11 protein-coding genes are annotated in these 11,457 nt (G+C 67.1%); all 11 read right to left on the reverse strand.

The features are described 5' to 3' along the window. Positions 1-16 precede the first annotated feature (16 nt). Complete coding sequence (locus AC0B44_RS18740; RefSeq protein ID WP_471904310.1) at positions 17-511, reverse strand: WKL family lipoprotein; 495 nt, start codon at positions 509-511, stop codon at positions 17-19. Positions 512-632: 121 nt separating this feature from the next. Further along, a complete protein-coding gene (locus AC0B44_RS18745) occupies positions 633-1,970 on the reverse strand; it encodes a DNA polymerase IV (protein WP_471904311.1) in 1,338 nt (445 codons plus the stop codon). A gap of 52 nt (positions 1,971-2,022) precedes the next feature. Beyond that, positions 2,023-5,091, reverse strand: a complete 3,069-nt coding sequence (gene ileS, locus AC0B44_RS18750; RefSeq protein ID WP_471904360.1) for an isoleucine--tRNA ligase — start codon at positions 5,089-5,091, stop codon at positions 2,023-2,025. A 393-nt stretch (positions 5,092-5,484) separates the two neighbouring features. Next, on the reverse strand, positions 5,485-5,727 hold the full coding sequence (locus tag AC0B44_RS18755) for a hypothetical protein (protein WP_471904312.1): 243 nt from the start codon (positions 5,725-5,727) through the stop codon (positions 5,485-5,487). 44 nt (positions 5,728-5,771) lie between these two features. Beyond that, complete coding sequence (gene wag31, locus AC0B44_RS18760) at positions 5,772-6,614, reverse strand: DivIVA-like cell division protein Wag31 (protein WP_471904313.1); 843 nt, start codon at positions 6,612-6,614, stop codon at positions 5,772-5,774. Between the two features lie 151 nt (positions 6,615-6,765). Next, the gene (locus AC0B44_RS18765) at positions 6,766-7,056 is read right to left on the reverse strand and encodes a YggT family protein (protein ID WP_169620156.1); all 291 of its coding nucleotides are present in this window, start codon (positions 7,054-7,056) and stop codon (positions 6,766-6,768) included. 112 nt (positions 7,057-7,168) lie between these two features. Next, complete coding sequence (locus AC0B44_RS18770; RefSeq protein WP_471904314.1) at positions 7,169-7,828, reverse strand: cell division protein SepF; 660 nt, start codon at positions 7,826-7,828, stop codon at positions 7,169-7,171. 32 nt (positions 7,829-7,860) lie between these two features. After that, the gene (locus AC0B44_RS18775) at positions 7,861-8,601 is read right to left on the reverse strand and encodes a YggS family pyridoxal phosphate-dependent enzyme (RefSeq protein WP_471904315.1); all 741 of its coding nucleotides are present in this window, start codon (positions 8,599-8,601) and stop codon (positions 7,861-7,863) included. Beyond that, positions 8,598-9,356, reverse strand: a complete 759-nt coding sequence (gene pgeF, locus AC0B44_RS18780; protein ID WP_471904316.1) for a peptidoglycan editing factor PgeF — start codon at positions 9,354-9,356, stop codon at positions 8,598-8,600. The genes AC0B44_RS18775 and pgeF overlap by 4 nt, the downstream gene beginning before the upstream one ends. Beyond that, the gene (gene ftsZ, locus AC0B44_RS18785) at positions 9,353-10,549 is read right to left on the reverse strand and encodes a cell division protein FtsZ (RefSeq protein WP_471904317.1); all 1,197 of its coding nucleotides are present in this window, start codon (positions 10,547-10,549) and stop codon (positions 9,353-9,355) included. The genes pgeF and ftsZ overlap by 4 nt, the downstream gene beginning before the upstream one ends. Positions 10,550-10,737: 188 nt before the next feature. Next, complete coding sequence (locus tag AC0B44_RS18790; RefSeq protein ID WP_471904318.1) at positions 10,738-11,397, reverse strand: cell division protein FtsQ/DivIB; 660 nt, start codon at positions 11,395-11,397, stop codon at positions 10,738-10,740. Positions 11,398-11,457: the final 60 nt, after the last annotated feature.

Below are 11,457 nucleotides of genomic sequence, written 5' to 3' on the forward strand. Positions count from 1 at the left end.
GTGCCGAACCCTTGTATCAGGGGCAGGCAGGGGTCTGCAGCTGTGCGGCCGCGACGATGCCGCAAGCGTTGTTCTTCGACAGCTTCCAGACACCGTCCTCGGCAACGAAATCGACGGTGCCGGTGGCAACCTGATCGCCGAGCTGGGTCTCGATGCCGGCGGTCGCGGTTCCGTTCTCGTTGTCGTTGACGTCGATGATGGTGATCACCGCGCCGGCCTGCTTCGCGGCGACGGCAACCTGATCGATGAGCGTCGGATCGAGCTCGGCGCCCTGGACGAGGTCGGACTTCTCCTCGGCCGGCACGTTCTCGTCGAATGCGCGGTCGAGCGAGGCCTGCAGTTCCTCGGGGGTCGGGACGGGCGGGTAGTCCGCGACGACCTCGGTCGTCGTGGTTGCCGTCGTGGTCTTCGCGGTGGTCTCGGTGCTACCTCCGTCATCCGAACTGCAGGCGGACATCGTGAGGGCGGCGGCGAGCGCCACCGTGGCCACGGTGATCTTGCGAAGCTTCAACTTGTCGTCCTTCTCGTTTCTCGGTCGTGCACGAGTTTTCGTGCCCGGTTCATCCGGTTGCGATCGCCCGCAACAGTACCCGGCGGTAGTAAGAACACCATGAGGGTAGCGAGAACCGGTGTCAGTTCAAGCTCGCCAGTGGATCTGCCACCTCGAGTTCCGAATCGTCTTCGGGAAGTGTACGAGCAGGTCCGGGCCCCGTCGACCTGGTCTCGAATCGCACGGTCACGACACCGTGGCCGGCCCCCTGGACCCATCCGTGCCCGTATCGGGGGTGGAACACATCGGTTCCCGGACGCCACCGGTCCGCGTGCACGGGCAGGCTCGCCGGCACATGATCGTCCTCGGCGGTGATCTCCGCCGGATCGCTCTCCATCCGGTCGAGTTCCGGGAAGAGCGTGTCCTGGGCCGCGGCGGACAGACCGGCGTACCCGACCCCGACGAGACGGATCGGGCCGATGTCGAGCGGGTCGAGCGTCAGTCGCTGCGCAGCAGCGGTCAGCACCTGTAGGTCCTCGGTGGCGTACGACAGCGTCGACGACCGGGTCAGCACGGACATATCGGCTTTTCGCAGTTTGAGCACGACCGTGCGCGCCGCGCGGCCGTCCTTGCACAGGCGGCTGTGCGCGGCGAGCGCACTCGCGGAGATGGCGCGTCGCAGGTCCGGAAGCGCGACGATGTCGGTGGCATAGGTGGTTTCGGCACTGATCTGTTTCGCCTCCGCGCGCTCGGCGACGGGCCGGTCGTCGTGCCCGTTCGCGAGACGGTGCAGGCCGGGACCCACGGTTGGCCCGAGGATGGACGCGGCCTCCGCGACGGGCAGCGCCGCGAGATCACCGATGGTCTCGATGCCGAGTTTGCGCAACCGCTCCTCGGAGACCGGGCCGATCCCCCACAGCTTCCGCACCGGAAGACCGTGCAGCAGTGCGAGTTCCTCCTCCGGGCGCACGACGAGAAGACCGTCGGGCTTGGCCAGTCCCGACCCGATCTTGGCGATCTGCTTGCCGGAACCCGCCCCGATGGAGGCCACCAGGCCGGTGCGCTCGCGCACGTGCTCGCGCAGTTGCGTACAGAACCGTTCGACCTCGTCGGCGGAGGTTCCGGCGAGCGCAACGGGTTCGGCGAACGCCTCGTCGAGAGAAAGTGTCTCTAGCACCGGGACGTGCTCGCGCAGGGTCTCGAACACGACCGAACTCAGGTGGTGATAGACGACGCCCCGCGGCGGCAACACCACCGCCGAAGCCCCGATGAGCCGACGCGCGCGGCTCATCGGCATGGCAGAACCTGCACCGTACACCCGCGCTTCGTAGCTGGCCCCCGCCACGACACCGCGTGCGCCGAGCCCACCGACGAGCACCGGCCGACCCCGCAGGGTCGGCCGGGTCAGTTGCTCGGCGGACGCGAAGAACGCGTCGAGGTCCAGGTGCAGAACCCAGCGCCGGCTCACGGAGGCGGGCACGTCTCCAGGTTAGAGGCTCACACCGACGTGCCCGCTCCCCGCCCGCCTTCGCTCACGCCTTGGTGATGGACGCGCGGACCCCTTCACCCAGTTCGATCGCGTCCGGGCCGGCGGTGCCGAGTTCGAACGTCGTCGCAAGCACCTCACCGGCGATCAGGTCGCGATGCCGGGCCGCCCATTCGGCGCGCTCGGCGGGAACCTCGAACTGCACCGAGATCCGGTCGGACACATCGAGGCCGAGATTCCGGCGAGCATCCTGCAGTTCGCGGACGCGGTCCTTGGCCCAGCCCTCTGCTTCGAGTTCCTCCGTCACAGCCGTGTCGAGGACGACGAGCCCGTTGCCGTCGGGCAGTGCCGCAGTCGATTCCGGCTCGGCCGCGACGAGCCTGCGGGTGTACTCCTCGGGCAGCAACTCGATGCCCGCCGCGGTGACGACGCCGTCCGCGGACTCCGTCCAATCGCCGGCCTTGACGGCCTTGATGACCTTCTGCACGTCCTTGCCGAGTCGCGGACCGGCAACTCGCGCGTTCACCACCACCTCGAAGCGCCCTTGGGCCTCCACGTCGTCGGTGAGCACGACCTGCTTGACGTTCACCTCGTCCTTGATCAGGTCAACGAACGATTCGAGGTGCGAGGACCCCGGTGTCGCCACCGTGACCACCGGCAGTGGCAGCCGCACGCGCAGGTGCTGGGCCTTGCGCAGCGACAGCACCGTCGAGCAGACACCACGGACCTCGTCCATGGCGGTGACGAGTTCCGGATCGGCGGGCAGTTCGTCCGCTGTGGGCCAGTCGGCGAGATGCACCGAGCGCTCACCGGTCAGTCCGCGCCAGATCACCTCGGTGGCCAGCGGAAGCAGCGGTGCCGCAAGCCGGGTCACCACTTCGAGGACGGTGTGGAGGGTGTCGATCGCGTCGCGGTCCTCGTCCCAGAACCGCGAGCGCGAACGTCGCACGTACCAGTTGGTCAGAGCGTCGCAGAACGTGCGCAACTCGTCGCACGCGCCTGCGATGTCCACGTTTTCGAGCGCGTCGGTGATGACGTCGCGGGTCTCGGCGAGCTTGGCGAGGATGTAGCGGTCGAGCACGTTCGACGAGTCGGTCCGCCACGTGCCCGGCGTCGAGGCGTACAGCTGCAGGAAACTCCATGCGTTCCACAGCGGCAGCAGCGCCTGGCGCACGCCTTCGCGGATGCCCTGTTCGGTGACGACCAGGTTGCCGCCGCGCAGGATGGGCGACGACATGAGGAACCACCGCATGGCGTCGGAGCCGTCGCGGGAGAAGACCTCGTTGACGTCGGGGTAGTTGCCCTTCGACTTGCTCATCTTCAGGCCGTCCTCGCCGAGGACGATGCCGTGGGCAGCAACGGTTTTGAACGCCGGACGGTCGAACAGTGCCGTGGCGAGCACGTGCAGCGTGTAGAACCACCCGCGGGTCTGCCCGTTGTATTCGACGATGAAGTCACCGGGGAAGTGCGAGTCGAACCAGTCGGTGTTCTCGAACGGGTAGTGCACCTGCGCGAAGGGCATCGAGCCCGACTCGAACCAGCAGTCGAGCACCTCGGGAACCCGGCGCATCGTCGACGCGCCCGTCGGATCGTCCGGGTTGGGCCGGGTGAGCAGATCGATCATCGGCCGGTGCAGATCGTCGGGGCGCACGCCGAAGTCGCGCTCGAGGTCGTCGAGCGAGCCGTAGACGTCCACCCGCGGATACTCCGGATTGTCCGACACCCAGACCGGGATCGGGCTGCCCCAGTAGCGGTTCCGGCTGATGTTCCAGTCGCGTGCGCCTTCGAGCCACTTGCCGAACTGGCCGTCGCGGATGTGCTCGGGCACCCAGGTGATCTGCTTGTTCAGTTCGACCATGCGGTCGCGGAACTCGGTGACGGCGACGAACCACGACGGGACCGCCATGTAGATCAGCGGCTGGCCGGACCGCCACGAGTGCGGGTACGAGTGCTCGATCGTCTCGTGGCGCAGCAGCTTTCCGGAAGCCTTGAGGTCCTTGATGATGACGGGGTTGGCGTCGAAGACCTGCAAGCCCTCGTACGGCGGCACCATCGAGGTGAACTTGCCGCCCGGGTCGAGCGGCTGTACCAGCTCGATGCCGTTGCGCTGGCAGTACTCCATGTCCTCTTCACCGAAAGCCGGTGCGAGGTGGACGATTCCGGTACCGGAGTCGGTGGTGACGTAATCCGCGGCGATCACGTGGTGCGCGTTGTCGCGGCCCACGAAGAAGTCGAACGGCGGCTCGTAGGCGAGACCGACGAGATCCGCTCCGGTGTACTCGGCGAGCACCTCCGGCTCGTCGCCGAGTTCGCGGCTGTAATGAGCGAGCCGGTCCTTCGCGAGCAGATACGTCTTCGCGTCGTCGCCCTCGCCGGTCCGGACCGCGACGTAGGTGATGTCCGGATGGACCGCGATCGCGAGGTTGGACGGCAGCGTCCACGGCGTCGTGGTCCAGATCAGCGCGTTCGCGCCGTCGAGTTTGGTGCCCGGTGCGTGGAGCACCATGTCCACGGTGACGGCCGGGTCCTGGCGCATCTTGTAGGCATCGTCGAGCCGGGTCTCCTGGTTCGACAGGGGCGTCTGCTCGTACCAGCTGTAGGGCAGCACGCGGAAACCCTGATAGATCAGGCCCTTGTCGTACAGCGACTTGAACGCCCACATGACCGACTCCATGAAGTCCAGGTCCAGGGTCTTGTAGTCGTTGTCGAAATCGACCCAGCGAGCCTGCCGGGTGACGTAGTCGCGCCACTCCCCCGTGTAGCGCAGCACCGACTGCTTGCAGTAGGCGTTGAACTCGGCCAGACCCATCGTGTCGATCTGCGACTTGTCCGTGATGCCGAGTTGCTTCTCGGCTTCGAGTTCGGCCGGAAGGCCGTGGCAGTCCCAGCCGAAACGACGATCTACCCGCTTGCCGCGCATCGTCTGGAACCGCGGTACGAGGTCCTTGACGTACCCGGTGAGCAGATGCCCGTAGTGCGGCAGACCGTTCGCGAAGGGCGGGCCGTCGTAGAAGACGAAGTCCTCGGCGCCGTCGCGGTTGGTCAGCGAAGCCCGGAAGGTGTCGTCCTTCGCCCAGTAGGCGAGGACACGTTCCTCGAGGTCGGGGAAGTCGATGCTCGAATCACGTGGGAGTCCGAAGTCGACGCGGGGATACCCGGCGCCTGCTGCGGAAGTCTCCGTGGGTTCCGAGGGGTGACCCGGTGCGGCGTGATTCTCGGTCACAGCGTAGATACCTCCGTGCCTGGATGTTCGGCACGGGGACGATCACCGTGCCCTGCGCACGGTCACCGCGGTACCACCCCGCTTGCGCCGTTCCGTCCGGAACGGGCCACTCGTTCTCCGGGCTGTGACGGGCCCACCCGTTCGGTTCTACTGGGCGAGGCAACCCCGTGGGGTGCATCGCTGTTCTTCCGAAGGCTCCCCGGTGATGGCCGGATCGACGCCACCCCGCTACGCGAGGGTCCTGCTCGTACTTTCGAGTCTTGCTTCTCCCATTGTAGGGAGTGGTCAACCGTCGGAGGAATCCCGGTCTTCCCGGGGCTGCTTCCGCTTCCTCGAGGAGCGAGCCATGCGGGACGCGCCCTCTCGGGCCGGCGCGTTGCGCGCGCCGAGTGCGCTTGCCAGCAGGAGCACCGCTCCTGCCACGCACACCGCGATACAGCCCCAGGCCCACGCCACCGAACCGGTTATCAGTGCGATGACGAGAAGACCGAATCCGATCGCCGCGAGTACCAGCGTCACGACCAGCACGACGCTCCTCTCAACCGCGGGGCCTCACCGACCACCGAACCGGGTCAGTTGCTGCCCTTCGCAAAGGACGCAGAACCGAAGGACGACGAGTTGGACTGGTTGAACGCATCCTGGCCACCGTCGACGGGGACCGCGGAGCCACGCTGCTCGAGTTCCTCGAGCTGCGACTCCAGGTACGACTTCAGACGCACCCGGTACTCGCGCTCGAACGTCTTGAGCTGCTCGATCCGTCCTTCCAGCACCGAACGCTGCTGGTTGATCGTCGCCATGATCTCGGTGTGCTTCTTCTCGGCGTCGGCCTGCAGAGCGTCGGCCTTCTCCTTGGCCTGGCGCAGCTGAGTCTCGGAGCGGGTGCGCGCATCGGAGAGCATCGCGTCGGACTTCTGGCGCGCGTCGGCGATCATCGCCTCGCTCCGCGTCCGGGCGTCGGAGACGAGCTGCTCGGAGTTCGTCCGTGCGTTACGGACCAGCTCTTCGGCCTCGTTCTTGGCGTCGCCGGTGAGGCGGTCCGCCATTTCCTGGGCGAGTCCGAGCACCTTGGCGGCCTGCATGCTCGCATCGCCGGTCGTCGGTGCGGCAGCCGCCACCGGCGCGGGCGTGGGTGCCGGTTCGGGCTTCGGAGGCTCCACGGCACGCGTGGGCTCCGGCTTGGTCTGCTGCGGAGCCGGGGTGGACGAGGTCGAGCGCGGAGCCTTCTTGGCTTCGGCCAGTTCCTGGTCGAGCTCGGCCACGCGCTGACGCAGGTCGGCGTTCTCCTCGATCAGGGAGGTCAATTCCTGCTCGACGAGGTCGAGGAATGCGTCGACCTCGTCCTCGTTGTACCCGCGCTTCCCGATGGGGGGCTTGCTGAACGCGACATTGTGCACATCAGCTGGTGTCAGCGGCATGGAAGGGTCCCTTCACGCGTCAAATAAGCGGTCAAGCAGGCGTTCGGTGATATCGACAGTGCGTCACGCGTATCAAAACCCACTGTATCTGGCTTCCTATTCTGGCACATCGCGCTCGTCGCGAGGCCCGTGGCCGCGCCGAGTCGGCGCGTCATACGACTCCACCGCGGGGCAGGAAGGCCATCAGGAAGTACACGATGAACAGCAGGACCATGATCGACAAGTCGAGTCGGACACCTCCGAGGTTGAGCGGTGGGATCAACCGCCGCAACAACTTCACGGGTGGGTCGGTGACCGTGAAGATCGCCTCGAGTACCACCACGACGAATCCCGAGGGCTTCCAGTCCCGCGCGAAAGTTCTGATGAACTCGACGATGATCCGCCCGATCAGCAGAAGCCAAAAGATGAAGAGCAGAAACCAGAGCACCTCGAATACGGCCACGTTTCCACAATGCCCGACGAATACCACCTAGCCAAACCGAAACGCCCGGCCTGCAGTGATCTGCATCATGGCCGGGCGTGTTCGAGAGCCGCGAGGGAGCAGGCTCACACGGTCACTGCTGGTTGTAGAAGCCCGTTTCGGCGATGCGCTTGCGCTCTTCGGCAGACACGTCGATATCGGCGGGCGAGAGAAGGAACACTTTCGTCGCCACCTTGTCGAAAGAACCACGCAAGGCGAACGCAAGTCCGGCCGCGAAATCGACGAGGCGCTTCGCGTCGGCGTTGCTCATCTCCACGAGATCCATGATCACCGGCGTGCCGTCGCGGAACCGCTCACCGATCGTGCGTGCCTCCCCATAGTCACGGGGGCGCAGCGTGGTGATCTTCGACAACGGTCCACCTTCGTCGAACAGGGCGCCGCGACGGGGTTCCACGCGGTCGATTCGGTTTTCGGTACCCAGCGACGCCCGTGCCGGCACGCGTGCCGGGGCCACCGGCCGCGGAGCCCGCGCCGTGATCGGCTCCACGCGGGGAGCGCGCGGCGGGTCGTACTGGTGGTCGAAGTCGTCGTCCGCGAACTCGCGAACGTTGTCTTCCCGCCGAACCGGCGGGTAGTCGTCGCGACGCGACGGTGCATACGAGGAGTACGACGGTTCGCCGTAGTCGCGATCCCGCTCACGACGCGCGCTCGAAGGATCGTCGAGGTAGTCGTCCTCGTAATCCTCGAGCGGCACCATTCCGAAGTAGGCCTTGAACTTGTGGAGCGTGCTCATTCGATCGCCCTTCCCTCGCGCGGCGGTTCCCATCAGGCTATCGGCCGGGTACCCAGAACTGCCGTTCCGACACGCACGCAGGTCGATCCCCACCTCACCGCGTGTTCAAGATCACCCGACATGCCCGCCGAGAGTTCTGTTGCGCCGGGGTGTTCGGAGAGTAATTGTGTGTGCAGTTCGGCCAACCGGGCGAACGCCGCGTCCGGTTCCCACCCCAGCGGCGGCACACCCATCAGTCCCCCGAGTTCGAGTTCGCCGGCCGAGGCGACAGCGTCTGCGAGAGAACCGAGTTCGTCGGCGACGACGCCACCGCGCTCACGGTCGCCGTCGAGGCTGACCTGCAGCAACACTCGGACCGGCGTGGAACGCTCGCCCGAATCCTGAGCTGCGGCAACACCTTTGGCGAGCGCGGCAGCGAGCCTGATGCTGTCGACCGAGTGCACCGTGTGTGCCCAGCGCGCGACGGCGCGAGCCTTGTTCCGCTGGAGCCGGCCGATCATGTGCCACTCGACCTCGTCGGCCACCAGTTCACGGAACTCCGCGATCTTCGCCGCCGCCTCCTGCTCGCGGGATTCCCCGAACGCCCGGCATCCCAGTTCGTGCAGCAGCACTGCGTCGGTGACCGGAAAGTACTTGGTCACCACCAGCAGTGCGACCTCCGACGGATCGCGGCCCGCCGCACGGGCGGCGGCAGCGAGGCGCTCACGCACCGCGGCCAACCGCTCTGCGAGTTCCGCGCGACGGTCCTGTCGGGTTTGTTCGGCCGCACTCACGCGGTGTCCTCCTTCTCACCGCCCGCGGTGATGTTCTCGAGCCAGATCACCGACGCGAACCGCCCGGTGGGCGCACTGCGGCGGTGGCTGAACAGCGCCGGGTCCTCGATGGTGCAACGGGGGTCCTCGGCGATCGAGGTGACACCGTGGTCGACCAACTGCTTCCGCAGGCCCGCACGCAGATCGAGACCGGGTGTGCCGCGCAGAGTTCGGGTGGCGCTCCCGGGAAGGTGCGCTTCGACGTCGTCGCGCATCGCAGCGGGAACCTCGTAACGTGCACCGCTTGCTGCCGGACCGAGAAGCGCCGCAATGCGTTCCGGGCGTGCGCCCAGGTCGTGCATGACATCGAGCACACGCGGCAGGATCCCGATGCGGGCACCGACACGTCCGGCGTGCGCTGCCGCGACGACCCCTGCCGCGTCGTCCGAGAGCAGAATCGACACGCAGTCCGCGCTGAGCGTGACCAGCGGGAGATCGGTCGTCCGAGTCACCAGGGCGTCGGTGGCGGGAACCTCCCCCACCACCGGACCGTCCACGACTGTCACGTTGCGGCTGTGGATCTGTTCCATCCACACGAAGCGTTCTTCGGGCAACCCGATCACCGACGCCAGGCGGCGACGGTTCGCCGCGACGGCGGCGGGATCGTCACCGACATGAGCGGCGAGATTGAAACTGTCGTAAGGCGGGGCCGAGACCCCGCCGGCTCGTGTGGTGACGACCCGGCGGGAACGCAACCCGGAATGCGAATCGGTCAACGGCGCATGAAGATCGGCACGTCGACGTCGTCGCCGTCGTCCTCGTCGTCGACGGGACGCGCCTGCGGGGCGGTGGCCGGAGGAAGCCCGCCGCCCGTCGCGGGACCGGAATCCCGCACCGATGCCGGCTCCGTCTCCCGTTCGGACCGGCCGAGTTCACCGGCGCGGCCGGCACCGATGCCACCGGGACGGGTGCCGGAGGTCTGCGTCGACTGCGCGGGCTCGACAGGTCGGCGGGCGGGCGGGGTGCCGGCGTCGAATCCGGCTGCGATCACCGTGACGCGTACCTCGTCGCCGAGCGAGTCGTCGATGACGGTGCCGAAGATGATGTTGGCGTCGATGTGCGCGGCTTCCTGCACCAGCGAGGCCGCCTCGTTGATCTCGAACAGGCCGAGATCGGATCCACCGGCGATCGACAGCAGCACGCCGCGGGCGCCTTCCATCGACGCTTCGAGGAGCGGGGAGTTGATCGCGGCCTCGGCGGCCTTGATCGCACGACCCTCACCACGCGACGAACCGATACCCATGAGCGCGGATCCGGCGCCGGACATCACGCCCTTGACGTCGGCGAAGTCGACGTTGATCAGACCCGGCGTGGTGATCAGGTCGGTGATGCCCTGGACACCGTTGAGGAGAACCTCGTCGGCGGACCGGAACGCATCCATGAGGCTCACGGCGGCGTCCCCCAGCTGCAGGAGCCGGTCGTTGGGGATCACGATGAGCGTGTCGCAGGACTCGCGGAGCGCCTGGATACCGGTGTCCGCCTGGCTGCCGCGACGCTTGCCCTCGAACGAGAACGGACGCGTGACGACACCGACGGTCAGGGCGCCGAGCTTGCGGGCGATGCTGGCCACGACGGGTGCGCCACCGGTGCCGGTGCCACCACCCTCACCTGCGGTGACGAAGACCATGTCGGCACCCTTGAGCACCTCTTCGATCTCGTCCTTGTGGTCCTCGGCGGCCTTCCGGCCGACCTCGGGGTCGGCGCCGGCGCCGAGTCCACGGGTCAGTTCACGGCCGACGTCGAGCTTGACGTCGGCATCGGACATCAGCAGAGCCTGCGCGTCTGTGTTGACGGCAATGAACTCGACTCCTTTGAGTCCCTGCTCGATCATGCGGTTGACCGCGTTCACGCCGCCACCGCCGATACCGACGACCTTGATTACGGCGAGGTAGTTGTGCGGGGGCGTCATGGGCTCTCGCCTTCCTAAGTTTTCGGGTCACGCTTCGATCAATCGTTGTCGCCGCCACCGTGAAAACCCTCAACCATAGCTTGAAGGTGATGTCAAGTGCGCGACTGGTTCGAAACGCTATGGCACCGCAACGGGGATTTGCTAGTGGACTCGCCGGAGAAGAGCACACGAATTTCGCGGCGAGTTTCTCAACGCACCGTGGGGAGGTCCGGGCTGGCGACGTCGAACTGGTTTCCCGGCTGGGTGAGCAACGGAAGAATCACCGCTGCCTTGCGTTCCGATCTTTCCACACTGCCCCACACCACGACTCGGCCGTCCACCAGAACCAGCGAGATGTCGGTCTCCGAGCGGGCCTCGACCGTCTCGACCTGCACCCGGACCTCGGGCGGCAGCGCCTCGAGCACACGCACCGCCGCGACGGTCGCGGGATCGCCTGTGCCGGGAGTCGCGGTGACCAGACGCGGAGTCAGGAGTGGCGGGGGTTCGACAGCGAAATCGACACCCTCGACGTCGACCGAGTGGGTGCCGTCGGGTGCCTCGAAGTACAGGACTGCCTCGCGCTCGGTCACGGTGACCCGCACCGAAGACGGATACTCGCGCTGCACGCGGACGGACGCGGCGCGCGGCAGGGTGGCCACGCGCTGCGCCGCGTCGGCGGTGTCGACCTGGAGCAGTGGTGTGCCCTCCGCGACCGCAAGCACATCGAGCACTTCTTCCCGGGTCACCGCCCCGAGTCCGTCTACGGCGATGCTGCGCACCGACAACAAGGGTGAGAACCAGGCGACAGCGATCGCGGCGAGCAAGGCCACCACCACCCCGGCGCCGACGAACACCGTCCGCACCCGCACGGAACGACCCGAGGGCCGCCTCGCGGTGTTGCGGTCGCGTCTGTCCCGCGTTCGGGTGGA

Source organism: Rhodococcus sp. NPDC019050 (assembly GCF_055664235.1).

Coding starts and splice junctions, on each gene's coding strand:
- AC0B44_RS18770 (WP_471904314.1), bottom strand. CDS start 7,828: ATGAGCACGCTCCACAAGTTCAAGGCCTACTTCGGAATGGTGCCGCTC.
- wag31 (WP_471904313.1), bottom strand. CDS start 6,614: ATGCCGCTGACACCAGCTGATGTGCACAATGTCGCGTTCAGCAAGCCC.
- ftsZ (WP_471904317.1), bottom strand. CDS start 10,549: ATGACGCCCCCGCACAACTACCTCGCCGTAATCAAGGTCGTCGGTATC.